We start from the raw sequence: 23,942 nt of genomic DNA, 5'->3' as shown, positions 1-23,942 counted from the left end.
GTCGGGCCGGCTCCGACGAACCTGCGTCCAGCCTGGGAGTTTCCTGGCAACCGGACGCGGGCTAATCTCGGGGTATGCCTTCAGTCTTCAGCGCCATCATCAACGGAGATCTACCAGGACGTTTCGTGTGGGAGGACGACGACGTTGTCGCGTTCCTGACCATCGCGCCGGTAACGCAGGGCCACGTACTCGTGGTACCGCGAGCCGAGGTCGATCAGTGGCAGGACGTGGATCCTGAACTCTTCGCCAAGGTCACCGCGGTTGCCCGCACCCTGGGTCAGGCTGTGCGGAAGGCGTTCGACGCGCCTCGGGCGGGTCTCCTCGTCGCAGGTCTGGAAGTTCCGCATCTTCACGTTCACGTCTTCCCCGCATACGACATGGGGAACTTCGACATCAGTGGCGCCGATACTTCGCCGTCACCCGAATCTCTCGACGAGGCGCAGACCAAACTCAAGTCGGCGCTACGCGACCTCGGCTTCGAGGCAACTGTCTCGACTCGTTGATCGCGTACCTTCGACCGAATTTCGCTGGCCGATAGCTGGACTCCCCGCCGCAGCCTCCAACGGAGGTTGCGGCGGTCGCATCTGTCGCTCCTACCGACCGTGACCTGCGATTGCACACCGAACAGTCCGTTTCGCGCTGTCGCGCGAGCACGAGATTCGCTGCTACCGTGGGGCGCTGGTCCGGGACCTAGGGCCCTAAAACTGGTTCACGTGTTAACAGTCGGAGGACAAGGGAGCAATGCAGGAACGTGCCAAGATCAGTCGCCGACAGATTCTTCAAGGCGCTGCTGATCGGTTCGAAGTCACGGGGTACGGCAGCACGAGCATGAATGACATCGTGTCCGCGGCGCAGATGACCAAGGGCGCGGTCTATTTCCACTTCTCGTCCAAAGACGAATTGGCTCAGGCGGTCATCGAAGAACAGCACCAGATGTCGATCACTGCCTTCACCGCAGTTGCAGCCACGGGCGCACCGGCACTGGAGCAGCTCGTCATGGTGTGCCACGAGATGGGCCGCCAACTCGTCGCGGACCCGATTGTTCGTGCGGGAGTCCGACTTACCCTCGAATTGGCCTCTGCCGACGGTTCGCAAGGCCCGTACGTCGTGTGGATCCGCGAGCTTCGAAAACTGGCCGAGGCCGCGAAGCTCGAAGGCGACATCCGCGACGACGTGGAGCCGGAATCGGTGGGTCGCGTGGCGATCTCGGCATTCACCGGCGTTCAACTGGTTTCGAACGTGCTCACCAGACGAAGCGATTTGAACGACCGTATCGACGAATTGTTCACCATCCTGTTGGCAGGCGTGGTCTCGGACAAGCGTCGGACCGACGTCGCCGAACTGGTCGGACGTCGCCTCGAAAATTATGCGTCCTGACCCCCGCAAACACCCTGACCCCCGGAACACCCTGACAATCGGTTGATTCGGCGTATCAGCACCGAACCGTGCGCCAACCTTCGTCGATTCGTACAAGACCCCCCGGCGTCGACTCACTATCGTCAGATCCACGAATAACCCAGATATACGGATACCGACGAAAGGGCTTCTCGAATGACCGAAACCGCCACGTACGTTGAGAGCGCACAGCAGGAGATCGCTGCTGTACTCGCCGAAGCGAAGACCGATGCGTTCGTCCACGCACGCGACATCGATTCCGGCGAAGAGTTCGGCTACGGCGCTGACGAAGGTGTCATCCTCGCCTCCGTTTTCAAGATTCCTGTTGTACTCCAGTACGCCCGTGAAGTTGCGGCCGGCACCCTTGATCCGACCGAGCACGCCACGGTGACCGCCGAGTTCCGCTCCGGCGGCATCGGTATCGGCGGCTGCGCCGACGACGTCACCGCAAGCTGGCGAGATCTCGCTCTGCTCATGATGAGCTTCAGCGACAACGCCGCCACCGACTTCTTGTACGAACGCCTCGGACTCGACAACATCGTCGCAACGCTGCGCGGGCTCGGTTTGGAGAAGACCAACTTGGTCCGTGACTGCCGTGGTCTGTTCAAATCGGTCTACGACGACCTCGGTGTCGACAAGGGCACCTTGCTGGAAATGCCGCCCATCGAAATTCTTCGGACAATTTCCGTCATGGATCCGGCCCGCTCCAACTCCAGCGCTCCTCGTGAGATCACAATGTTGCTGGCTGCAATCTGGAGGGACGAAGCCGGCCCCGCATCGGCCTGTGAAGAAGTCCGAACCATCATGAGCAAGCAGGTCTGGCCGCACCGCCTTTCGTCCGGGTTCCCCGACGAGGTCACTGTCGCCGCCAAGACCGGAACGCTGGGATTGGTACGAAACGAAGCCGGCGTCGTGGCGTACCCGGACGGCAAGCGTTACGCCGTCGGTGTCTTCACCAAATCCCACGAGCTCACCCACCGCGCCCCGAAGATCGACGCCTCCATCGGAACCGTCGGCCGCATCGCTGTCGAAGCACTTCGCAACAACAGCTGATCTGAACCCACTGACAAAGAATGCGGGTCACGCTGAGAAATCAGTGCGACCCGCATTTTTCGGATTTCGAGCTAGCGTGGACCGCGCAGACGAAGATGCACCATCAACCGGAAGCGGACGTTGGGATCGTCCAGGTCCAACGCGGCCATACCCTTCAACTTGCTGAGACGATACCGAAAGGTGTTGGGGTGTACGTGCAATGACGCCGCGGCGTCACCGACGTCACCGAAGGCGTTGAGCCACGCATCGAGGGTGTCGACGAACGAGGTCGCATGAGCTGCGTCGTGGCTGGCGATCGCCTCGATGGGGCCGAGGTCCGAGAACCCTTCGGCTGCAGCTTCCGACGCGATCTCCAACAGGATGGCATCGACGTGGACGCTACTGAAGGTGGCGACGCTGCCCGACGCTCGTCCCGCCAACAACACTTCGAGGGCATGTTCGGCGTCGCGCTTCGATCGGCTCAGCTGCGCCGGTCTGGTCACGACCCGGCCGATCCCGATGATCGTGTCGCCGGACGCTCCGGTTCGGTCCAGGAAGTCCGAGGCCACACGGAACGCCTGTAGCTCGGCTTCTGCCGGGGAATGCCCTCGCACCGACAGCACCGCGTAGCCGGTTCCGTTGACCAGAGCCGCAGCCGACTGCGAATGGACCGCGCCCAGGTGCATGGCCAGAGCGTCGGTCAGCCGCACCACATGGGCTGCGTCGTCCGGCTTCGACGATCCTTCGAAAGACCTGCGGCCCAATGCCATCACGAGTGCGGGACCGGTCCCGAGGCCGAGGCGATTCATCGCGTCGACCGCACCGGATCCACCGTCGAGAAGGGTTGCGATCAGGTCTGCGCGCAGTCGACGCTCGGCGTCGGCGCCGCCGCGCAACCGCAACATCTGCAGTGCAATCAACCCGGCCGAATCGCGCAGTGCACGCATCCGGTCCTCGGACATCGGCTCACCGGTTGCCACCCACATGGAGCCGAGGAACTCGTCGCCGGCTCTGATGGACACGGCGATACGACCCATTTTTGTGCCGAGGGTCTCGGCCGAAACCCACACCGGATCATCGCTGCGATAGAGCCGGTCGAAGACTCCCGCTTCTTCGAGCACTCGAATGTACTGGTCAGGAACTTGGCGCTCCAGAACGGTCGCGATACGTGGACCGTCACCTTCTTCCTGACGTCCGGAGAAAGCGATGACCCGTGAGCTTCGGTCCTCGATCGTGATCGGCGCATCCAGAAGTGCGCTGACGGCGTTGGCGAAAGCGAACAGATCGCCGGCCGGTCCACCTCCGCGCGAGTGGATGTGCCCGACTTCGTTCCGTGCCGAGAGCACCGAATGAAGCAGGCTTGTGAGCTGAACCCACGAAACTCCACGCGCCAAGGTCAATACGACAACGCCGGAGGAGATGATGGATTCACGGTCGGCATCGCTGACCTCGGTGGTCACTCGCGCGACCACCACGCGTACTCCGCGCTCGGCCAGGCCGGCCACGGACTCCGCGATACGTTCGCCTCCGGTAATGCCGACGAGCAGCACCATCGAGTCCGGCGTCGAGGGTGAGTCGTCGTCGGGGTCGTGAATGACCACCGAGGCGATCTCCTGGACCGCCTCCGGGTCGCCGACAACCGGATTCAGCACCGTAGTTCCCACGTCTTCGAGAAGCCGCACCAAACTGATGCGAGGTCGTACGGTGCCCACGTCTATCACTCCTTCGTCCTGTGAACGAAGTGTGTCATAGTGATTCGTCAAAGCCGATCCATGCCGATCCATTCGACCGACGTGGTGATTGCTTCGAGCAGGTCAGGGATCGGTTCGACGCCGATGCCCGGCCCTTCCGGAACCTTCACGTAACCGCTGTCGAGTACGAACGGCTCGGTGATGTCTTCGGCGAAGTACCGGTCGGAAGCCGACGTATCGCCTGGTAGGACAAATCCGGGGAGCGCGGCAAGGGCGACGTTGGCAGCCCTGCCGATTCCGGTCTCGAGCATTCCGCCGCACCACACGGCAATTCCGTTGGCCTTGCAGACGTCGTGGATACGACGCGATTCCAGATAACCGCCCACACGTCCCGGTTTGATGTTCACCACGCTGCACGCACCGATTGCCAGAGCGTCGGCAGTGACCTTCGCGGAGGTGATCGACTCGTCGAGGCAGACCGGCGTCCGCATCATCTCGGCCAGCCTGGCGTGGCCACGCAGTTCCTCTTCGGGAAGCGGCTGCTCGATCAGCAGGAGGTCGAAGTCGTCGAGCCGCTGGAGATGGCGCGCGTCAGCCAGGGTGTACGCCGTGTTCGCGTCGACCTGGAGGAGTACGTCGTCGCCGAACCTCTCGCGGACTGCGCGAACCGGCTCGATGTCCCAGCCCGGTTCGATCTTCAGTTTGATGCGCAGGTATCCGGCGTCGAGGAACCCGCCTACCTCTTCGAGCAGTTCGTCGATCGAATTCTTGATACCCACCGAAACACCCGCGGGTACGCGATCGACTACTGCACCCAGGTACGAAGACATGCTCGTCCCGGCGGCCCGTAACTCGGCGTCGAGAAATGCGGTTTCCAGTGCCGCTTTGGCCATGGGGTGTCCGGCGAACTGTTCCATCGCCGCGCTCAGGGCATGCACGTCGGGATCGGTGAGTTCGCCCAGAGACGGAATCAGGAACTTACGAAGGACTTCGGCGGCGCCGTCCGTGTATTCGGAGCAGTAGCGAGGCTCGGACATCGCAACGCACTCGCCCCAGCCCGCCGACTCCGAGGTGACCACCTTGACGAACAACACGTCCTTGGTGGTCTCCGTGCCGAACGAGGTTCGGAACGGCGCCTTCAACGGCATTGCTGCCCGGCGTAATTCAACTCCGTCGATCTTCACGATGTAACCTCCGCTGTTGTCCTGCCTGCCTGTGTTCCCGGCGCACGGTCCAGTACATATTTTCCGGTCCTGGTGACTGCGAGAACCACTCCGTTCTCGGCGAGCACACCCCCGAGAGTCTCGCGGACTGCCAGGCGCCAGTCGTTCGCTGCCGCCGGGTCCGACTTACGCAGTGTGTACACGTCATTCGGTGTAGCCACCGTGACGAAACGATTCTTGGTCGACTTCAACACGGGCAGGCCGGCTTCGGAGATCGACAACAGTTCGCTCGCTCCCAACGACTCGGGAGTCGGGACCTCTCCCGAACCGGCGACGACGTCGGAAACCTTGCTGCTACCGATTTCCCAGTCGATCAGCAATCGGTCGCTGTCTGCGCCGCCGTTGAGACTGTCGTTCATCGGCGCGTAGAAACGCGGCAGATACTGGATCGGGAACGCACCGAGTTTCGAGACGTTGAAGTAGGCATTGCGAGCGACGAGCGGGTCGAAAGTCCACCGCACGTGGAGAATTCCTCGTTCCAGTGCCCACGCTCGCTGGAACAGTTTCAACGCGAGGCCGATGTGCCCGTTCTGCACGTTCGGCAGGATCCCCGTGATGTGTGAATGCAACGAACGATGTTGCGGTTCCTCGAAGAATGCAACCGAGCCGCCGATCAGATCTCCGCCACGAAAAGCGCCGGCGACGTAGTTACCGGAGTGCGCGAGCGCTTTCATCATGTCCCGATGGACGGGAGGGTTACCGCTCTCCGGCTGCCATACCTTCTCGAACAGACCGAATACCTGTTCCAACTCGGCATGCCCGGCGACGGTTTCGATAGTCACACATGCAAGCAGGGCGGCTTGCTCGGCCTGGCTGATTGCTTGCCGCATCCGTGAAGGCGATACACCTCCGAATGGTTGAACGGTCTTGCGTTGGACATTGTTCGGCGACGTCATCGTCACAGTCCTCCCTCCAGGATTCGAGTCACCAGACCGGCCAACAAGGTGGCGCGCGGGATCATCTGATCTATCTCTACGTGTTCTGTCGCTGCGTGGGCACCACCGCCGACGGCACCGAGGCCGTCCAACGTGGGAGTTCCGACTGCGGCAGTGAAATTTCCGTCCGACGCACCGCCGACTGCGCAGTCGCGAAGCATTCCCAACCCGCTCTCACTGCTGACCTGGTGAGCGAGAAAGTACAGCTTCTCCGAAGACACTGATTCCAGTGGTCCGCGGTTGGGTCCTCCGGACACCGAGATTCGGCTTTCGGCCAGCGCCGGTGTCAGCGCACGGATCGAACGGTCGATGCGTTCCTGTTCCTTCGCGGACCACATGCGAACGTCACACCACAGTTGCGCTTGCGCTGCAACGGTATTGGTCGTGGTTCCGCCACTGATCACGGACGGCACCACCGACGTTCCCGCCGCCGGGTCCGCGAGCTCCACCACGGCCTGAATCTGATGTGCGAGCTCAACTACGGCGTTCACACCTCGCTCCGGTTCCAGTCCGGCGTGTGCAGCGCGTCCCTCGATGTCGACGCAGTACAGCGACATACCCTTGCGCGCGGTCTTCACCGCGCCGTCGGCGGCGGCCTCGAGTACCAGCACAGCGTCGACCTGACGGGCTTGCTCCTCGATCAGTGCGCGCGAAGTCGGGGAGCCGATTTCCTCGTCGGAATTGAGGAGCACGACCACCCCGTCGAGCGACGGAAGCGATGCGAGCGCATGGAAGAGCTGGACGATGCCGGCCTTCATGTCGAAGACTCCGGGTCCGGTGGCGATGTTGTCGGTGACCGACCAGGGCAACTCCGCGAGCGTTCCGAGCGGCCAGACGGTGTCGAAATGGCCCAGGAGCATCACCTTCGGCTCCGCGCCGAACGACCAACGCAAGTGCTGGCGTCCGTCGATACGGATACGTTCGGGGGCGCTTCCGAGATGGCGTTCGCCGATGTCGGCCACCACGTCCGCACATGCATCGACTGCGCCGAGGTCGGAACTGGGCGACTCGGCGGTTACCAGCGCCGCCAGGTCCGCCACCATTGATTTCTTGTCCACTCCGACGCTCTCCTGTCACCGACTTGCAACTTCGCAGTCAAGCTTGGTCGAAGCGACCCTGTCGGATCTTGTCCAAGACTCCTGTCCTTCGGGCTCGGATTCGTCGTGTGTCACGAACAGCTGGGTGTGACAAGCAACTGTGTGTCATCAAGCAGGTGTGTCAGGTACCGATCTCTGTTCGGGCGGCAAACAGCTCGGGGAAGAAGCTCAACTCCAGCGCACGTTGCAGGAACCCGGCACCACCACTCGAACCGCCGGTCCCCTTCTTCATGCCGATCACCCGCAGCACAGTCCGAAGATGCCGGAACCGCCACAGCTGAAAGCTCTCCTCGAGGTCGACCAACTCCTCGAATGCCTCGTACGCCGTCCAGTGCTGTTCGACGTTCTCGTAGATTGCCTTGACCAGCGGAATCAGCTCGTCGTTTCGCACGTAGGGCGCGCTGACGTCTCGTTCGAGAGCCGACGCCGGAACGTCGTAACCCTGCCTGGACAGGTACCGCCAGAACTCGTCGTACAGCGTCGGCTCTCCGAGCAGGGTCTCCAACAATCGATGGGCGGACGGATCCGATTCGAACACCTTCAGCATGCCGGCGTTCTTGTTTCCGAGCACGAATTCCACGGCGCGGTACTGGTACGACTGGAACCCCGACGAGTTGCCGAGAACGCCCCTGAACTCCGCATACTCCGCCGGCGTCAGTGTCGCCAACACGGACCACTGTTCGGTCAGAGTGGCCTGGATGTGTTTGACGCGTGCGATCCGCTTGAATGCGACCCGAATGTCGTCGGCAGCGATCGCTGCTCTGGCCGCCCGTATCTCGTGGAGAAACAGCTTGAGCCACAACTCGCTGGTCTGGTGCTGAATGATGAACAAGAGTTCGTCGTGGTGTTCCGGCTCACTCACCGGATGCTGCGAATCCAGGAGGGTATCGAGTCCGAGGTAGGCCCCGTAACTCATCTTCTCGGAAAAATCGGTGACGACGTCGTCTTCGATCTTCCGTGTGCCGTCCGTTGCCGACATCTTCAGTCTCCTTCTCAGAATTTCGCCGGGGTCTGCGGAACGATCATGGCCACCAATGCGGCAGCGCTCGTCGCTCCGACCAGGACTCCGAATGCAGCCATGTACGAGAACTGGTCCACCATCCATCCCATCACGAGCGGGGTGATGAAACCGGCGAACTGACCACAACCGTTGATCAAACCCATTCCGGAACCGAGGAATTCGGAAGGAAGTGCCCGCAACGGCATCGCGAAGATCGACATCGAACACAGACCGCTGATGCCTAGAGCCAACGTCTCGTAGAACGTGAACATCGCGACGGTGTCAGCGGTGGTCATCAGGAACAACAGGACTGCCGACGTGGCCATACACGGAACCAGAAGAATCCGAGCCCGGTCGTGGAAGTACTTGTCCACCAACCGCCCGCCCACAATCGTGGCCAGCGCCGTGACGATGAAAGGGATCGCGGCAAAGATTCCCGTGTCGATCAGCGAGAGTCCCTTGTCGTTGAGCAGATAACTCGGCACCCAGGTCATCAGACCGTACGCGGACATGTTGGCCAGGCAGAACAGAATTGCGAACTTCCACACCGACGCGGACTTGAACACCGCGGCGCGAGAGTGCTCGCTCGCCAGAGGTTGCAGCGCAGCCTCAGGATCTTCCGAGATGTCCGTGTCCAACGGTGCCGGCAGCACCAACCACACCACCGTGCCGATCACAGCGCCGACGATGGCCACCAGCCAGAACGCGTCACGCCACCCCACGGCCATGAGGACCGGCGCGATGATCAGCGGTGCGACGCCGGGGCCGAGGTTGTTGGCGCCGAGCATGAAACCCATCGCGGTCGCTCTGGTTTTCGGACGCGTCCGCTCAGCCAAAGCCTTGAACGACGCCGCCGGAAAGAGCCCCTGGCTGATACCGAACATCGCACGCATGACCATCAGCGAGATGAGACCCCACGCGAACCCGGTCAACGCGGTGAACACCGACCACAGGATCAAAGCGACGATCAACAGTGGCCTGGGTCCGAAGCGGTCGGCCAACATTCCGCCGGGAACCTGCCCGAGCATGTAGAAGATCGCGAAGACCGAAACCACACCACCCAACTGCGTACTGCTGAGCGAGAATTCGTCGCCGATCATCGGAAGCGCAAGCCCGATCATGACGCGATCCACCATGTCGATCAACCAGATAGTACTGAGCAGCCCCACCGTAACGGTGGTTGTGCGACGAATCGACTTGTTGTCCACCATGTTTCGAACCGAACCGCCGGTCCCCCGCGATGATTCTTCCACCGTGACGCGTTCCGCCTTCATCAAGCCTCCCGAATTATCTTGTGCCGCATGGACTAGAACATTGAAAAGACTGATGAAGTGTGACAGCGAACATGTCTACCGCATTGGTCCGTTTCACCAATACCTGAAGCAACGTTTGGTCGGTCGGAACATGTTCTGCCCCAGTAGATGACAAATGCCGCCGACGCACACGGCGTCGGCGGCATTTCGCGATGGAGTCGCTACTTCATCACGTGCGATTGGCGACTGCCACGATCGTCGAGACGCCTGCGGCTGCAAGCCGAGCATTGACAGTGATCAGGCCGAGAATGTCGTCGACGCTGCCGAGTGTGTGCGAAATCGTACGATCCGAAATCCGTCGTGAGCCGGGAACAGCCTCGGCGAGTTCAGCTCCCGTAGTGGTGGGGTGAACGATCTCGAGGGTCCATTCGTCACGCAGCTCGACCGGCTTCAGCGTGTCGGCCTTGCGCACTGCGCGCTCGGCGCCTGCTCGGATCTGCTCGCACGCCAGCGACGGCGGCAGCGAATTGGTTGCCGACCATCCGTGTGCCTTCTTGACCTCGACGGTCTCGGTTGTCGGCGAGGCCGCGTCCACCAAGCCACAGATGATGTCGTCACCCGTCACGAGACCGACGGGAACGCCCTGGGTGGCAGCGTAGAGGGTGTTGACGTCGGTCTCGGAGACGGACTTGCCGTCGAGGCGGACGTCGGCGAACAAACTCGAGAACGTGTGCGCCAAGACACCGGGTCCACCAGCTGGTGCGTGATAGCCGACAAACAGGGCGACGTCGTGATCCGACGTCATTCCTTCAGCCATGCACTGCATCTTCGGTGATCCGAAGATCAGGCGCGCCCGTGGATCCAGATCGGCGTGAAGCAGGTTGTCCATCGTTCCGTGGCTGTCGTTGACCAGGACACTCGTCGCACCGGCGTCGAACGCACCGGCGATCGCAGCATTGGTCTCGGCGGTCATGAGCATCTGCGCACGGTGGTAGCCGCCACCGCCGCGGATCGTCTGATCGAGCGTCGCGATACCCGCGATACCCTCCATGTCCACCGAAATATAGACGTGCATTCCTGTCCTCCATCGATCTCAATCGGCTGAATTGATAACTTCGCTTTCACCTTCACACTCGACTGCATTCGTTTCTTGTCCGGTCGAACGGTGAGTCGGCCTCCATTTGGGACGTTCACACCAGAATCCGATACCCGAGCCGTGAAACCATCGGGACATTCGCCGGGCCAGGCGGTTCGACCAACGACAGGAGTGCAGCGCTGATGCAGGTCCACGACATCGTGTTCACCGGCGGCCGCGTCGTCGATCCCGCATCGGGGACCGACGAGGTTCGGGGCATCGCGATCACCGACGGCAAGGTCTCGGCGTGGGGTCACGACGCGATCGAGGCTCGGCAGACGATCGACGTGACCGGTCAGGTGATCTGCCCCGGATTCATCGACCTGCACAGCCACGGACAGGAAATCGCCGAGCAGCGACTTCAGGCGTTGGACGGAGTGACGACGGCCCTCGAACTGGAGGCAGGCGTCATTCCTGTTGCGAAGGCATATGCGCGTGCCGGTGCCGAGGGGCGCCCGATCAACTACGGCTACGCGACGTCGTGGGCGCACGCACGCATGATCGAACTCTCGGGCGCCGATCCCGATGGCGACATCAGGACTCTCTTGCACCATGTCGGTTCCCCGAGCTGGCAGGGCGAACCCACTGCCTCCCAGCGCGCCCACATTCTCGAACTCCTCGAAAACGATCTCGCTGCAGGCGCTCTCGGCATCGGCGTGGTGGTCGGATACGCCCCGAAATCCGATCCGGCCGAGTACCTGCAGGTGGCGGATCTCGCGGCCCGAGCCGGAGTTCCCACTTACACCCATGCGCGCCCACTCATCTCGGCCGATCCGTCGAGCCCGGTGGACGGCGCCGTCGAAATCGCCCGTGCAGCAGCCGAAACCGGCGCGCACATGCACTACTGCCACGTCAACAGCACCTCGGGAATGCACGTCGACCATGCACTGTCCGTGGTGGCTCAGGTCCAGGCAGCCGGATCTCGCGTCACGACAGAGGCGTATCCGTACGGGTCAGGCTCGACGGCCGTCGGAGCTGCGTTTCTCGATCCAGACAAGCTGCATCTGATGAATCTGACACCACGATCGCTGACTTTCGTGCCCACCGGTGAACGTATCGCGGACCGCAAGCAGCTGGAACATCTTCGGGCAACCGACCCCGGCGGACTGGTGTTGGTGGAGTTCCTCGACGAGAACGACACCGTGCAGCGCGAATTCCTCGAACGCGCGATGACTTTCGACCGTGCCGCCATCGCGAGCGACGCGATGCCACTGACCTGGCCCGGTCGTACCGCAGCGGACGCGTTGCAGTGGCCACTGCCGGAGAAGGCGCTCGGCCACCCACGCGGCGCCGGCACCTATGCGCGAGCGATTCGTACGCTGTACCGCGAGCGTCAACTGCTGTCGCTGTCGGAGATCATCGCGCGCTGCTCGTTGATCCCCGCGCAGATTCTGGAGGAGTCGGTTCCCTCGATGGCGACGAAAGGTCGGATCAGCCCCGGTAGCGACGCGGACATCCTCGTTTTCGACCCCGAGCGAATCACCGACAACGCCACCTACATCGACGGCACCCGTCCCTCCACCGGAATCAGCCGCGTGCTGGTCGGCGGCGTACCCGTCGTCGAAGGCGGTGCCGTGGTCCAGGACGCGTTGCCCGGTCGCCCGGTACGCCGCTCATAGCCGGATCTCGTTCTGACCTGCATAGTTCTGACAGAAAGTCACCACACATGAACACATCGTCTGCAATCAACGGCACAATCGATGCCATGACGGATTTCGCGAACCCCCCGATCGGTTGGCAGCACAAGGCATTCGGCACCGACCTCGAAGGTCGCGACGGCTCCGACCTGGAGCCACTGGGGATCTCTGCGCTCGACGGCAACCTCCTGCTACCCGTGATGACACTCGATCGTGCAGCGATCGCGCACAATGTCGACCTCATGGCGCAGTTCTGCTCCGATCACGATGTGGATCTGGCGCCCCACGCGAAGACCACGATGAGCCCCGAACTGGTTCGTCGGCAACTCGACGCCGGGGCTTGGGCGATGACGGCGGCAACCGTTGCGCAGGCACGCATTCTGCGTGAGTTCGGTGTGGACACCATCATCATCGCCAGCCAGGTTCTCGATCCCGCCGGCATTCGGTGGATCTGCGACGCACAGGCCACCGACCCCGATTTCTTCGTCACCACCCTCGTGGACTCGGTCGAGAGCGTCCGCCTGATGGAACAGTTGATCGCGAAAGTCTCACCGGCCAGCCGTATCCGGGTTCTCGTCGAACTCGGCTACGACAGCGGACGCGCGGGCGCTCGCACTGTCGAGCAAGCACTCGACGTCGCACGCGCAGCATCGCAGGCACCTTCGTTGATTCTCACCGGAGTCGAGGGGTTCGAGGGCATGATGCCCGGAGCCTCGGTAGCAGCCCGCCGTATCTCCGTCGATTCGTATCTCAAATCCGCGCGGGTTTTCACGGAAATCTGTGTTGCCGAGAACCTGTTCGAGAACAACTCCGCGAAGGCTCCCCGGCCACTGGTCACTTTCGGCGGCAGTGCGTTTCACGATCTGGTTGTACGCGAGCTGGCCGGCCGGTGGGCACTCGACAACGGTGTACGCGTCGTGCTGCGCAGCGGTTGCTACATCACTCACGATCACGGTCTCTATGCCGAGACTTCGCCATGGGCAGACGGACCACGAACTCTGCAGGGAGCCGCAGAGGTCTGGGGCGTAGTGCTCTCAATACCTGAACCCGGACGGGTGATCCTGGGCTTCGGCCGCCGCGATGTCGGTTCCGACGCAGGCTTTCCCATAGTCCTGTGGCGCCGACGCGACGGATCCAACCGACCAGCGCGAGAACTGACCATCACCGCGCTCAACGACCAGCACGCGTACGTCGACGTTCCGGCTGACTTCGACGTGAAGGTCGGCGATCTGCTCGGGTGCGGAATCTCGCATCCCTGCACCACGTTCGACAAGTGGTCACTGATTCCCGAGGTCGATTCGGATTACCGCGTCGTCGGCACGGTGCACACCTACTTCTGAGGGGCCGGTTGCGGTAATCCGGCGTCAGTCGTCCTTCGGGTCACGCGGCAATTCGACGCGGAACGTCGTCCCCTGCCCGAGGGAGGTCTCGACGCTGACGGTTCCGTCGTGCGCTGCAACCAAAGCCGAAACGATGGACAGGCCGAGACCGGCGCCCCCGGTCTCACGGGTGCGAGAGGTGTCGGCGCGGTAGAAACGCTCGAAGATCCGCGCGGCATCCTCGTCACTCAAACCCTGACCGGTATCCGAAACCTCGACCACCGCGGAGTTCTCGGTCGTACCGACACGAACGGTGACCTGCGCATCCGGCGGAGTGTGTTTGATCGCGTTGCCCACCAGATTGGCGACTACCTGACGCAGCCTGGCCTCGTCACCCTGCACTTCGGGCAGGCCCGGGCCGCCGGTCATCTGAAGTTCGACAGTTCGATCCGGTGCGATCGCTCGTGCCGCCTGTACCGAATCCGCCGCAACTGCAAGCAGATCCACCGGCTTGTTCTCGAGTGGACGCTGTTCGTCGAGTCTTGCCAGCATGAGCAGATCTTCGACCAGAAGTCCCATCCTCGACGCCTCGCCCTCGATCCGGTTCATCAGCGTTTCCGTATCCGTCATGGCGCCTTGGCGATACAACTCGGCGAACCCACGAATAGTCGTCAAGGGTGTGCGCAACTCGTGGCTCGCGTCGCCGACAAACCTACGCATCTTCTCCTCGGAACGCCGTGCTGATTCCTCCGAAGCCTCGGTCGCGGCAAATGCGTGTTGAATCTGCGCGAGCATTCCGTTGAGCGCCACCGACAATCGGCCGACCTCGGTGCGGTCGTCACGCTCCGGGACCCGTCGATGAAGGTCGCCGGCGGCAATGGCAGCGGCAGTTTCCTCAACCTCGACCAGCGGACGAAGGCTCCGACGAACCACGAAATACGCTCCGCCGCCGAGGATCAGCAGGACAACCAGGCCGATGCCGAGTTGCAGGCCGACCAGGTCGTCGACGGTCTGTTCGATATCCGTCAGTCGCACACCGATAGTCGTGGTCGTGTCGTCGCGAACCGTCGTGAGAACTCGCCAGTTCACGTCCGAACCGTCGCTCGATCCGACGGTGATCGGGCCGTTGGTGGAATCTTTCGACAGGTCGGGTTCGGTTGTCGTCGACTTGTCGTTGAGAGTGAACACCTTCCCGTCCGGGGTCACCGTCCGAACGAAGAAGGGACTGGGCGGACGAGTTTGCGGACCGACATCGCTGGGTGGCTGCAAATCTCTGGTGTGCGGCTTTGCCCAGCCGTCGACCGCCTCGTACAGCGTTTTGTCGGTTCGCTGGGTCAGTGAATTCTCGAGAGCTGAAGTGACCGCGACGCCAGACGCCAACAGACCCAGCGCCGCCAACACCAGCAAGGCCGCAACCAGGGTGAAACGCAGCGGCAGTGAATGGAGACGGAAACGACCCCGCTTCGGAAGCTGATCGTTTTCCGCGGCGGCGATCATTGCCGCGGTTCACGCATCACGTAGCCGACCCCACGCAATGTGTGAATCAGCGGTGTCTCCCCCGTATCCACCTTGCGCCGCAGGTAGGACACGTAGGACTCGACAACTCCGACCTCCCCGCCGAAGTCGTAGTTCCAGACGTGGTCGAGAATTCGAGGCTTACTGAGAACCGTCCCGGCATTGACCATGAAGTATCGGAGCAGTGTGAACTCGGTGGGTGAGAGTGCAACCAATTCGCCCTTCTTCCAGACCTCGCGGGTGTCGTCGTCGAGTTCGATGTCGGCGAACTTCACCCGCGGCGACTGCTCCGGTGCGACACCGCGGCCGGCGCGGCGCAGGATGACCCGCAACCTCGTCACGACCTCTTCGAGGCTGAACGGCTTGGTCACGTAGTCGTCCGCGCCGAGGGTCAGGCCGCTGATCTTGTCGTCGAGCGAATCCTTCGCCGTCAGAAACAGGACCGGTGCGTCCACACCGTCGGCACGGAGGCGTCGAAGCAGACCGAAGCCGTCCATCCCGGGCATCATGACGTCGAGAACAATCGCGTCGGGACGGAATGTCCGCGCGACGTCCAGGCCTTGGGCTCCGCTCGAAGCAGTCGCCACCTCGAAACCCTGGAATCGGAGGCTCACGGAGAGCAACTCCACGATGGTGGGTTCGTCGTCGACGACGAGGATGCGGGCTTCGGGGGTCTTGTCGGTCACGAGAACCATCTTCTCCCCTGCCACTGGATTCTCGCTGTATGTTCCCTGGGAGCTTCCTGTGAACGGCTGAGTGCAGGTGAAAAGCTGGGGTACAGGCCCACGAACCGGAAGGATGCGGCATGTCACTACCTCCACTGTGGAACATGGAATGACTGTGGAACATGGAATGCTTGACCTGGCGTATTCCTCTGTTCACCAACAACTCCGATCCCGGCGAGGATCCCGGCTTCGCGCCACCGGAGTCTTGGGCACAAGCCCTCGCGGCTGTAGCCCAAGATCTGCGTTGCCTGCGATTCGGACCTGAAGTTGTTGTCGATCGTCTGATCTGGGAATTTTCGATCAACAGCGACTACAACGTCACGATCGGCTGGCAAGGCGCACGTGACATCGGCAGATTCAGCCACTTCAACGCACTGTCGATGGATACTGCATTCGCGGACGCTGCGGTGTGGGTCGCCGATATCGTTCAGACCAAATTGGCCGGGTACGACTTCGTTCAGTGGCCGAGCCGAGGGCGCCATCTGCTTGTTCCTCGACTTCGAGACGGGGAACCAGTGTGGATGGATCCGCACGGCGATGCGACGATCAGTCGTATCGGCGAGTTGTGCAAAAATTCGACGAATTATGCAGCAACGTAGCCCAGTTCAAATCGCACAGCTCTACGGTTCGGTGGCGTCCGCGCTGGTCGGCGGTGTGGTGGCCGCGTACGCAGTGGCCGAGTCTCGAGTTGACGACTTCTCGTTCTCCGACGACGGCCTCACCTCGGTGGTGATCACGCCGCAGTGGGCGGGAGCAACTGCCGCTGTGGTTGCGGTGGTCGGTGTTGCGCTACTACATCGCTGGGGACGTGACGGACTCGCGAGTGTCTTCGCTGCCGTTGGCGCCCTCGTCATCGCGCTACCAGCATTCGTCACTGTCTCCGCCTCGATATCGGTGACCCTGAACGCAATGGGAGCCGGCACTTTCCTCGCGGCGGCGGCATATCCGACGAAGAGTCACCGCGCAGCACAAATTGCTCTCGCACTCGGGGTGACCGCGACGACCCTGTACTTCGGCGCCGCAGACTTGTGGCGCGATCGCGTCGCAAGGTGGTCGCTCACACTTCCGGGCGATACCTACCCCGTGCCGTCCACGGTTCCCGTCTGGATACTGCTCGCTGCAACCCTTCTGGTAGCCGGAGTCGCCTTGGTCGCACGATCAGGTCAAGAGACGGACGACGTCGACACACGCCTGGTGACTTTGGGAGTTGTTCTGCCCCTGGCATTCACGGCCCTGTATGCGTGGTTGGGCTCGACGTCGACATCGCATGGGTCCTGGGTGACGGCGGTGGTGATCGCAGTTGCCGTTACCGTCGCACTGGCTTGGCGTTTGCCGCAACACGACGCCCGCTTCATACTCGCCGGACTCGCAATCGGCGCGGTTTCGATCAGCTCGATTTCCTTTTCATCCGACTGGACTTGGGCGGTGCCCGCGGTGGGTGCTGCGCTGGCGCTGGGCGTCGCCGTCGGCTGGAAAAGACCAATGCCCCAACTCGGGCTGGGACTGTTTGCCGTGACCGCACTCTCGGGATTGCTGGATGCCGCCCTGACCACGGTTGCCTACGTCTTCGTCCTCCCACTTGCGCTGGGACTGGCCGTCGCGTCATGCATGCCTGTTGCCGTCGGAGCAGTCGCGAGCGGGTCCGTACTTCCCTTCACTCTTACCTTGTTCTCGGTTTCAGCGACCTTCCTGGACCCTGTCTCGCAGGAATTCGGGTGGTCGACCGCTCCGCTCGAGGAACACGGTCCGGCCGCCGTGACCACGCCGATTCCTTTGACTGTTCTCGCTGCGACGGCGACGATCGTGGTGGCCATGTCGACCATCCATCTGAAGAGAGTTCGAACGGCTGTGGTGACCTAAATCGCCAGCTGATCGGGTCGGAACACAGAATTCTGTTGCTATGGTTGGGTGGTCAACGACGACATCCGGACGAGCGCACCGTACCCGGCCAGCGAAAAGACGGTGCCTTGGGAGCTGTTCACCATGGCATGGATCGTGCTCGTCATTTCCGGACTTTTCGAAGCTGTCTGGGCTACCGCGCTAGGTAAGTCCGACGGATTCAGCAAGATGTCACCCACCGTTGTCTTCATCCTCGGCCTGATCGTCAGTATGGCCGGCCTCGCGTATGCAATGCGCACCCTTCCCATCGGAACTGCGTACGCGGTCTGGGTCGGCATCGGCGCCGCCCTGACCGTCGGATACGCGATGATCACCGGTGCGGAGTCCACGTCGGTCGTCAAGATTCTGCTGATCCTCGGCATCGTCGGTTGTGTGGTCGGTCTGAAGGTCCTTCACTGACCGGCGATCCTGGTGAGTGTTTGTGTGTTACCGGTTACAGTTAACGCATGAAACTGCTGGAGATGCTCACGCTTCCCCTACGCGCGGGCATTGCAGCCGCAGAGATCAGTTTGGGTATCGCCGAGCTGACGGTCACGACAGTTCGTATCGCCGTCGGTAATACCGGTGCCGTGACGGCGGGTGCAGCAGGCTTGGCCAGCCCTCGCGGACCCATGCAGATGATCCAGCAGTTGTCATCGCTTACTGCAGACGATCGGCCCATCGGGCAGGCCTTGGCCCCCGGTGGGCCGCTCGATCGCCTTCTCTCACCCGGCGGCCCGGTCGACAAACTGACTGCACCCGACGGCACTCTCGAACGACTTCTCGCTCCCGGCGGACCACTCGAAAGACTTCTTGCTCCCGGCGGACCGTTGGATCGGGTGCTCGCCGAGAACGGCGCCTTGGAACGGTTGCTCGCCCCGGACGGTCTCCTCGACCGAATGATGGCGGAGGACGGTCCGCTGGAACGACTGACCGCACAGGACGGTGCCGTCGAACGCCTGACTGCCAAGGACGGTGTCATCGATCGCGCACTGGCCGAGAACGGCATCCTCGAAACGCTCTTGGCGGAGAACGGCGCCTTCGAACGGCTCATCGCCGAAGGCGGCCCGCTTGACCAGATCGTTGCACTGTCCGATACGTTGACTTCGCTCGCTCCCAACCTCGAGAGAATGAGCGCCAGCATCGAGGTACTGCAGGAAACAGTCGGAATCCTCAGTGCTGCAGTCGGTCCACTCGGAGAACTGGCCGGCAAGCTTCCCAATCGCTGGCTCAAGAGCAAGGGCGAACGCCCAGGGCCGGACCTTCCGATCGAATCGGCATAACAAACGGTTACTCGCCGATTACGTGGTCAGTTGTTGATCACGATGTTGAGATTGATGATGATTCCGCCGAAAGTCAGAATCGTGTTGGCCAAGCCAACGGTCATTCCACTGTTCAGAGCCGCGATCAGTCCGTTCATCGTCGTATCCCCTTCACTGTCTGCGGGTTACGCGTACAAGATTGTGCGCTGGCGCTGACAATAGGCCAAGTTCGCGACCTGCGCGCCATTGCGGAGAAAACTTGTACCGCGGTCGCAGTTTCCGCGTTAACTGTTGCAGGACAACGCAATTCCATTCTCGGCGCACTACCCGCAAATGACTGAACCAAACATCACGATTAGGCATACGTATCCCACCCGCATAACCGTCTGCCCCACCAGACACTTGTCCACCCAAACAGAGTGCACAACAGTTAGTCCGGTGCAACAATAAGACGAATCGGACATGCCTGCGACGTGATGGGGAAGGTGGTTGAGACAATGACGGCGCCGCGCATTGCCAGAGAACACCGCGGCCCTACCGGGGGCCGAAATTCTGCGTCGCAGGACAGCCTGGACGCCGCCTCGGACGCCCTGCAATCGCTGTACGCGCACCTCGATCCACATGCCCAGGCCGAGCAATTTCTCGAACAGGTCTGCAAACACGCCGTCGATCTCATCGCCGACGCCGACATGGCCGGAATTACCATCGGCGGTTCGGATTCGACATTCCGAACCGTAGCCGCCACCCATCAACTCGTTCGCACCGTCGACTCAATCCAATTCCGACTGGACTACGGACCGAGTGTGACGTCGTCACGCACGGGCACGGTTGTACGTGCGCATGCCAGCGAAGCCCACAGCCGGTGGCCTCAATTCGCAAGCGCGGCAAAAGCAGTCGGCGCCGTCAGCTTTCTGTCGATGCCATTGCCCGGTAGAGATCGCCCACTGGGAACCCTCAATCTCTACAGCCATGACCTCCGAGGCTTCACCGGCGCCGACGTGGCATTGCTCCAACTGTTCGCCGTCACCTCGTCCTACGCGCTGCACAGCTCGCAGCGCCTCGACATCGCCAGAAAGCACGCGATGGACCTCGAGCGTGCACTCGAATCGAGAGGCGTCATCGAACAAGCCAAGGGCATCATCATGGGCACCCACCGCGTCGACGCCGACCGCGCCTTCCGCATCCTCATCCAGGACTCACAGCGCAGCAACGTCAAACTGCGAGTGATCGCCCAGCAGTACATCGACGGCGCGATCGATCCGCGCCAGGTCACGAACAAGCCTGAGACCAACTGAACCCGGCAAACACTGCATCTCGGCAAACACAGTGCTTCGGCAAACACAGTGCGTCGGCAAACACAGAGGCACCCACCAGAATCTTGGTGAGTGCCTCTACTTTCGGAGCCTCCTGTCGGGATTGAACCGACGACCTTTCGCTTACAAGGCGAGTGCTCTACCACTGAGCTAAGGAGGCGAAGACCGACGCGTTGCCGCGACTGACTTTGCGGAGCCATCATATCCAAGCCGTCACGGTGGCCGCGCCCGGGTCACGTTAGATAGCGTGGGCCCCATGCGCAACTCCCACTCCGCCCCCTGATGGCGAAATTCACCGAAGCACTCACACGCCTGACGGGAAACCGCCAAGCCACCGTCGACACGGTCACGTCGGCTCCCGCGCCGCTACAACCGATCGACCTCACAGACGACGCCGTCGTCGCAGAAGTTCTGGACCTGGCGGTTCGGGTCGGCGAAGTCCTCCTCGCCTCTGGGACCGCGGCCATGGACACGGCGGAGCAGGTGCAGTTCATCGCCGCCACCTACGGCCTTGCTCAGTGTGACGTCGACGTCACTTACAACTCGATTGTGCTCTCTGCCTATCGCGGCCCGACGCGTCCGCCGGCGAGCACGATGCGCATCGTCCACTACCGCTCGATGGACTTCACGCGGCTGGCGGCTGTCGACCGTCTGACGCGTCGTATCCGCCGTGAGGCGATCACACCGGACCAAGCACACGACGCACTCACAGCCATCACGACGGCGCCGCACCCGTACAACCGATGGACCGCAACCATGGCCTGGGCAGCGATGGCGGCTTCGGTCTCCGTCCTGCTCGGCGGCGGGTTCCTCGTTGCCACAGTCGCGTTTCTGACGACGATGGTGATCGATCGGGTCAACCGCGTACTGAACCGGTTCGGATTACCGTTCTTCTTCCAGCAGGTTGTCGGTGGTCTCATCGCGGCTGCGCCCGCCGCGACGCTCTATACCTTTCAAGATCAGCTGGGGATCAGTATCCGGCCGTCGCTGGTGATCGCGGCCGGAGTGGTCGTTCTGCTGTCCGGGCTGTCGCTGGTGGGCTCGGTCCAGGACGCGATCATGGGTGCGCCCATCACGGCCGTCGCGCGATTCTTCGAAGTGGTGATGATGACGGGCGGCATCATCGCGGGTGTCGCGATCTCACTGCGAATGACCGGAATGTTGGGTTCGACGCTTCCACCGATCAACGTGGAAGTATCGACCATCACCCAGTTGCCGATCCTCATGCTCTCCGGCGCGTGTGCGTCGGTCTTCTACGCTCTGGCCTGCTACGCCGAGCGGCGTGCACTCACCGCGGCATTCCTGGGCGGCGCGGCAGGCAGCGGTGTGTCGATCTTCGTGCAAACACTCGACGTCGGCCCCGTGATCGCCGCAGCGATCGCGGCGACCGTCGTCGGTCTTGCCGGTGGTCTGATGGCTCGCCGCGCCCTGACGCCTCCGCTGGTCGTCGCGGTCGCAGGCATCACTCCCCTACTCCCCGGTCTGTCGCTGTACCGAGGCCTGTACGCGCTGCTCAACGACCAGGTACTGATCGGTCTGACTGCCTTGCTGTCGGCATTCGGTATCGGCTGCGCCCTGGCTGCTGGCGTGACGCTCGGCGAATGGGGAGCGCGAACTCTGCGTCGTCCACGAATCCTGATGCGCGTGGACTCGCTACGCCGACCGATGGTCCGCAAGCGCAAACGCCGCGTTCCCGTCACCGAGAAGTAAGAGAGATTCAAGCAGAAAGAGCTGGGCACCTGACGGTGCCCAGCTCTTTCGGTTCACTCGGGGGTTTCCGAGCAGTGAGAGAATCAGCTCTCGACTGCGTGCTTTCCGCCGGCAGCCTGATCGGCTTCCATGGCCTCGCGCAGGCTCTTCGGACGCATGTCGGTCCAGTTCGCCTCGACGTATTCGAGGCACGCCTTGCGGCTGTCTTCACCGAACACCACGCGCCAGCCGGCGGGGACCTCGGAAAACGTGGGCCACAGCGAGTGCTGGTCCTCGTCGTTCACCAGCACGTAGAAGCGGCCGTCTTCGTCATCGAAAGGGTTAGTGCTCATCTCGCCTCACTCGTTACGTACGTGTCTTGTGCGCCCAGACTAGCAAGCGCACCAGTTCGGTTCTGGTGGCTCAGCACCGACGCCAGAATCTCCCCCGCCCGCACTGCCACGTTCGACAGCAGCGACGACGTCAATCCGTGAGTCTGTTCTGTCCCACCCTGCAGATAGATACCGCCTGTCACGTCCTCCGTTACAGCCAGTCGATAATCCCGACTGACGTTACGCGGAACGGACGAATCCGGCACGAGTTCACCCAACAAATTGTCCAGCGGTGCCGGGGTGAAACCCGTGGCCAGAATGAGTGCGTCGCACGACAGCGTGTCGGTCAAACCGTCGAGGTTGCTGCGGACGGCCAGTTCGATGCCGGATTCGGTCTCCACGGCACTCGTGATCTCCGAGGCCCGACGCATGAACAGTCGCCGCGGCCCGCGAACCATCTCCTGATACTCGGTGGCATAGAGCTTGTTGATCAGTTCGATGTCGACGACCGAGTAATTGGTACTGCGGTGCAGATCGAGAAGTCGACGTCGTTCCGCGGCGTCGGCGCCGTGCAGTTGATCGACGGCTTCGGGATCGAAGATGCGATTTGCGTACGGGCTGTCGTCTGCCGGGCTGTAGCCGTAGCGGGCAAAAACACTGTGGACTTCGGCGTTCGGGTAGTTCGCGTGCAGGTAGTCGACAATCTCCGCGGCACTCTGACCGGCGCCGAGAACAACGAACCGGTTGTGCACGGGCTCAGGCATTGCTTCGAGGTGGAAGAGGAACTGGTGGTTGTGGAAGCACCGGGACGACGGCGTTGCCCATTCCGGGATCCGCTCTTTCAGTCCGGCTCCGACGACGATGTTGCGCGCGATCACCGTTTCACCGTCGGCTGTGCGGACCGCAAAGCGATCGACAACACCGTCGGAGTTCTTGATGCCCTCGACCCCGTCGACGGTTGTACCGAACTGCACATCCGCGTCGACTCGTCGAGCTGCCCAGCACAGGTAGTCGTTGAACTCGTGGCGCGTGGGAAAGAAGGTCTGGTGGTTGACGAAGTCGACCAGCCGCCCCTGCTCGAACAGATACGAGAAGAAGCTGTATCCGCTCTGTGGGTTACGGAACGTCACCAGGTCCTTCGGAAACGCGATCTGCATCGTGGCACCGTCGAGCAGCATCCCGGGATGCCACGCGAACTGAGACTGCTTTTCGAAGAACCGCGCATTCACCCGATCAACGGCTGCACAATTTGCATTGTGTTCTTCGACAGCGATGGCCAACGCGAGGTTGGCCGGACCGAACCCGACGCCGACGATGTCGACCACGGCGGGTTCGGCGCTGGAGTCTCTCGGTGATTCACTCATTACAGGTAGTCCATCCCCGACGGGACGACCTGATAAGGTCGCCAATCGATGTCCCGAAGTAAGTAGCAAAGGCTACCCTTAATGAGGTGAGGGTATCAATACTGTGAGCCCCCGTATAGCGGTCGACCCCGCGGAGCGATGCGACGT

General features: G+C 62.0%; 22 protein-coding genes, 1 tRNA gene and 1 riboswitch. Of the genes, 11 read left to right on the top strand and 12 right to left on the bottom strand.

Annotated elements, in window-relative coordinates:
• Nucleotides 1-74: 74 nt before the first annotated feature.
• From FEZ59_RS04635 to FEZ59_RS04625, 3 genes are all read left to right on the top strand, one after another.
• Nucleotides 75-503, top strand: a complete 429-nt coding sequence (locus FEZ59_RS04635; RefSeq protein ID WP_172932292.1) for an HIT family protein — start codon at nucleotides 75-77, stop codon at nucleotides 501-503.
• 238 nt (nucleotides 504-741) lie between these two features.
• Nucleotides 742-1,377 carry a ScbR family autoregulator-binding transcription factor gene (locus tag FEZ59_RS04630; protein WP_172932291.1) on the top strand — a complete coding sequence of 212 codons (636 nt, stop codon included), beginning with the start codon at nucleotides 742-744 and terminating at the stop codon, nucleotides 1,375-1,377.
• Between the two features lie 174 nt (nucleotides 1,378-1,551).
• Nucleotides 1,552-2,448 carry a serine hydrolase gene (locus FEZ59_RS04625; RefSeq protein WP_172932290.1) on the top strand — a complete coding sequence of 299 codons (897 nt, stop codon included), beginning with the start codon at nucleotides 1,552-1,554 and terminating at the stop codon, nucleotides 2,446-2,448.
• 71 nt (nucleotides 2,449-2,519) lie between these two features.
• Here FEZ59_RS04625 and FEZ59_RS04620 read toward each other — a convergent pair whose 3' ends face one another.
• The 7 genes from FEZ59_RS04620 to FEZ59_RS04590 all read right to left on the bottom strand — a co-directional run bounded on the left by FEZ59_RS04620 (nucleotide 2,520) and on the right by FEZ59_RS04590 (nucleotide 10,701).
• Nucleotides 2,520-4,139, bottom strand: coding sequence for a helix-turn-helix domain-containing protein (locus FEZ59_RS04620; protein WP_020968527.1), 1,620 nt, complete (start codon nucleotides 4,137-4,139; stop codon nucleotides 2,520-2,522).
• Nucleotides 4,140-4,186: 47 nt separating this feature from the next.
• On the bottom strand, nucleotides 4,187-5,302 hold the full coding sequence (gene menC / locus FEZ59_RS04615; protein ID WP_133727659.1) for an o-succinylbenzoate synthase: 1,116 nt from the start codon (nucleotides 5,300-5,302) through the stop codon (nucleotides 4,187-4,189).
• Complete coding sequence (locus FEZ59_RS04610) at nucleotides 5,299-6,237, bottom strand: GNAT family N-acetyltransferase (protein WP_202022460.1); 939 nt, start codon at nucleotides 6,235-6,237, stop codon at nucleotides 5,299-5,301. Before FEZ59_RS04610 ends, menC begins: the two co-directional genes overlap by 4 nt.
• Before the next feature lie 2 nt (nucleotides 6,238-6,239).
• The gene (locus tag FEZ59_RS04605; protein ID WP_020968524.1) at nucleotides 6,240-7,334 is read right to left on the bottom strand and encodes a M20 family metallopeptidase; all 1,095 of its coding nucleotides are present in this window, start codon (nucleotides 7,332-7,334) and stop codon (nucleotides 6,240-6,242) included.
• Between the two features lie 160 nt (nucleotides 7,335-7,494).
• A complete protein-coding gene (locus FEZ59_RS04600; RefSeq protein WP_019747028.1) occupies nucleotides 7,495-8,352 on the bottom strand; it encodes a tryptophan 2,3-dioxygenase family protein in 858 nt (285 codons plus the stop codon).
• A 14-nt stretch (nucleotides 8,353-8,366) separates the two neighbouring features.
• Complete coding sequence (locus tag FEZ59_RS04595; RefSeq protein WP_097387835.1) at nucleotides 8,367-9,647, bottom strand: MFS transporter; 1,281 nt, start codon at nucleotides 9,645-9,647, stop codon at nucleotides 8,367-8,369.
• Between the two features lie 208 nt (nucleotides 9,648-9,855).
• Nucleotides 9,856-10,701 carry a M55 family metallopeptidase gene (locus FEZ59_RS04590; protein ID WP_019747026.1) on the bottom strand — a complete coding sequence of 282 codons (846 nt, stop codon included), beginning with the start codon at nucleotides 10,699-10,701 and terminating at the stop codon, nucleotides 9,856-9,858.
• 203 nt (nucleotides 10,702-10,904) lie between these two features.
• Here FEZ59_RS04590 and FEZ59_RS04585 point away from each other — a divergent pair, with 203 nt between their 5' ends.
• The gene (locus tag FEZ59_RS04585; protein WP_020906335.1) at nucleotides 10,905-12,380 is read left to right on the top strand and encodes an amidohydrolase family protein; all 1,476 of its coding nucleotides are present in this window, start codon (nucleotides 10,905-10,907) and stop codon (nucleotides 12,378-12,380) included.
• 86 nt (nucleotides 12,381-12,466) lie between these two features.
• Nucleotides 12,467-13,738: an alanine racemase gene (locus tag FEZ59_RS04580; RefSeq protein WP_242459689.1), complete on the top strand. Its 1,272-nt coding sequence runs from the start codon at nucleotides 12,467-12,469 to the stop codon at nucleotides 13,736-13,738.
• Between the two features lie 24 nt (nucleotides 13,739-13,762).
• Here FEZ59_RS04580 and FEZ59_RS04575 read toward each other — a convergent pair whose 3' ends face one another.
• Both FEZ59_RS04575 and FEZ59_RS04570 read right to left on the bottom strand, forming a co-directional pair.
• Nucleotides 13,763-15,214, bottom strand: coding sequence for a HAMP domain-containing sensor histidine kinase (locus FEZ59_RS04575; protein ID WP_021342957.1), 1,452 nt, complete (start codon nucleotides 15,212-15,214; stop codon nucleotides 13,763-13,765).
• Nucleotides 15,211-15,927 carry a response regulator transcription factor gene (locus tag FEZ59_RS04570; protein ID WP_007734368.1) on the bottom strand — a complete coding sequence of 239 codons (717 nt, stop codon included), beginning with the start codon at nucleotides 15,925-15,927 and terminating at the stop codon, nucleotides 15,211-15,213. The genes FEZ59_RS04575 and FEZ59_RS04570 overlap by 4 nt, the downstream gene beginning before the upstream one ends.
• Before the next feature lie 161 nt (nucleotides 15,928-16,088).
• Between FEZ59_RS04570 and FEZ59_RS04565 the strand changes: the two genes are divergently transcribed.
• From FEZ59_RS04565 to FEZ59_RS04545, 5 genes are all read left to right on the top strand, one after another.
• Nucleotides 16,089-16,556 (top strand): hypothetical protein, encoded by a 468-nt coding sequence (locus tag FEZ59_RS04565; protein WP_242459688.1) that lies wholly within the window; start codon nucleotides 16,089-16,091, stop codon nucleotides 16,554-16,556.
• The gene (locus tag FEZ59_RS04560) at nucleotides 16,543-17,817 is read left to right on the top strand and encodes a hypothetical protein (RefSeq protein WP_172932288.1); all 1,275 of its coding nucleotides are present in this window, start codon (nucleotides 16,543-16,545) and stop codon (nucleotides 17,815-17,817) included. The genes FEZ59_RS04565 and FEZ59_RS04560 overlap by 14 nt, the downstream gene beginning before the upstream one ends.
• A gap of 43 nt (nucleotides 17,818-17,860) precedes the next feature.
• A riboswitch (guanidine-III (ykkC-III) riboswitch) is annotated at nucleotides 17,861-17,926 on the top strand.
• 14 nt (nucleotides 17,927-17,940) lie between these two features.
• Entirely contained in the window at nucleotides 17,941-18,255 is a 315-nt protein-coding gene (locus FEZ59_RS04555) for a multidrug efflux SMR transporter (protein WP_020906330.1), read from the top strand.
• Between the two features lie 47 nt (nucleotides 18,256-18,302).
• Complete coding sequence (locus FEZ59_RS04550) at nucleotides 18,303-19,118, top strand: hypothetical protein (protein WP_019747018.1); 816 nt, start codon at nucleotides 18,303-18,305, stop codon at nucleotides 19,116-19,118.
• Nucleotides 19,119-19,594: 476 nt separating this feature from the next.
• Nucleotides 19,595-20,392, top strand: coding sequence for a GAF and ANTAR domain-containing protein (locus FEZ59_RS04545; RefSeq protein WP_030534694.1), 798 nt, complete (start codon nucleotides 19,595-19,597; stop codon nucleotides 20,390-20,392).
• 106 nt (nucleotides 20,393-20,498) lie between these two features.
• Here FEZ59_RS04545 and FEZ59_RS04540 read toward each other — a convergent pair.
• Nucleotides 20,499-20,570: transfer RNA gene (locus tag FEZ59_RS04540), tRNA-Thr, on the bottom strand.
• A 122-nt stretch (nucleotides 20,571-20,692) separates the two neighbouring features.
• On the opposite strand from FEZ59_RS04540, the gene FEZ59_RS04535 reads away from it, so the two are divergent.
• A complete protein-coding gene (locus FEZ59_RS04535; protein ID WP_019747016.1) occupies nucleotides 20,693-22,120 on the top strand; it encodes a threonine/serine exporter family protein in 1,428 nt (475 codons plus the stop codon).
• Nucleotides 22,121-22,203: 83 nt separating this feature from the next.
• On the opposite strand, the gene FEZ59_RS04530 is transcribed toward FEZ59_RS04535, so the two are convergent.
• Together FEZ59_RS04530 and FEZ59_RS04525 are read right to left on the bottom strand one after the other, a co-directional pair.
• Nucleotides 22,204-22,452, bottom strand: coding sequence for an MbtH family protein (locus FEZ59_RS04530; protein WP_003945538.1), 249 nt, complete (start codon nucleotides 22,450-22,452; stop codon nucleotides 22,204-22,206).
• Nucleotides 22,449-23,795, bottom strand: coding sequence for a SidA/IucD/PvdA family monooxygenase (locus FEZ59_RS04525; protein ID WP_019747015.1), 1,347 nt, complete (start codon nucleotides 23,793-23,795; stop codon nucleotides 22,449-22,451). Before FEZ59_RS04525 ends, FEZ59_RS04530 begins: the two co-directional genes overlap by 4 nt.
• Nucleotides 23,796-23,942: the final 147 nt, after the last annotated feature.

The sequence above is a fragment of the Rhodococcus sp. MS13 genome (assembly GCF_013277835.1).
GTDB lineage: Bacteria > Actinomycetota > Actinomycetes > Mycobacteriales > Mycobacteriaceae > Rhodococcus_F > Rhodococcus_F erythropolis.
Note: the sequence above shows the minus strand (reverse complement) of the source record. Positions and strands in the feature narration are given on the sequence as shown.

Bases quoted from the DNA above. Each gene is read 5' to 3' on its own strand.
- FEZ59_RS04635 (WP_172932292.1), top strand. From the start codon at position 75: ATGCCTTCAGTCTTCAGCGCCATCATCAACGGAGATCTACCAGGACGT.
- FEZ59_RS04630 (WP_172932291.1), top strand. From the start codon at position 742: ATGCAGGAACGTGCCAAGATCAGTCGCCGACAGATTCTTCAAGGCGCT.
- FEZ59_RS04625 (WP_172932290.1), top strand. From the start codon at position 1,552: ATGACCGAAACCGCCACGTACGTTGAGAGCGCACAGCAGGAGATCGCT.
- FEZ59_RS04610 (WP_202022460.1), bottom strand. From the start codon at position 6,237: ATGACGTCGCCGAACAATGTCCAACGCAAGACCGTTCAACCATTCGGA.
- FEZ59_RS04600 (WP_019747028.1), bottom strand. From the start codon at position 8,352: ATGTCGGCAACGGACGGCACACGGAAGATCGAAGACGACGTCGTCACC.
- FEZ59_RS04595 (WP_097387835.1), bottom strand. From the start codon at position 9,647: ATGAAGGCGGAACGCGTCACGGTGGAAGAATCATCGCGGGGGACCGGC.
- FEZ59_RS04590 (WP_019747026.1), bottom strand. From the start codon at position 10,701: ATGCACGTCTATATTTCGGTGGACATGGAGGGTATCGCGGGTATCGCG.
- FEZ59_RS04585 (WP_020906335.1), top strand. From the start codon at position 10,905: ATGCAGGTCCACGACATCGTGTTCACCGGCGGCCGCGTCGTCGATCCC.
- FEZ59_RS04580 (WP_242459689.1), top strand. From the start codon at position 12,467: ATGACGGATTTCGCGAACCCCCCGATCGGTTGGCAGCACAAGGCATTC.
- FEZ59_RS04575 (WP_021342957.1), bottom strand. From the start codon at position 15,214: ATGATCGCCGCCGCGGAAAACGATCAGCTTCCGAAGCGGGGTCGTTTC.
- FEZ59_RS04570 (WP_007734368.1), bottom strand. From the start codon at position 15,927: ATGGTTCTCGTGACCGACAAGACCCCCGAAGCCCGCATCCTCGTCGTC.
- FEZ59_RS04560 (WP_172932288.1), top strand. From the start codon at position 16,543: ATGCAGCAACGTAGCCCAGTTCAAATCGCACAGCTCTACGGTTCGGTG.
- FEZ59_RS04555 (WP_020906330.1), top strand. From the start codon at position 17,941: ATGGCATGGATCGTGCTCGTCATTTCCGGACTTTTCGAAGCTGTCTGG.
- FEZ59_RS04550 (WP_019747018.1), top strand. From the start codon at position 18,303: ATGAAACTGCTGGAGATGCTCACGCTTCCCCTACGCGCGGGCATTGCA.
- FEZ59_RS04545 (WP_030534694.1), top strand. From the start codon at position 19,595: ATGACGGCGCCGCGCATTGCCAGAGAACACCGCGGCCCTACCGGGGGC.
- FEZ59_RS04535 (WP_019747016.1), top strand. From the start codon at position 20,693: ATGGCGAAATTCACCGAAGCACTCACACGCCTGACGGGAAACCGCCAA.
- FEZ59_RS04530 (WP_003945538.1), bottom strand. From the start codon at position 22,452: ATGAGCACTAACCCTTTCGATGACGAAGACGGCCGCTTCTACGTGCTG.
- FEZ59_RS04525 (WP_019747015.1), bottom strand. From the start codon at position 23,795: ATGAGTGAATCACCGAGAGACTCCAGCGCCGAACCCGCCGTGGTCGAC.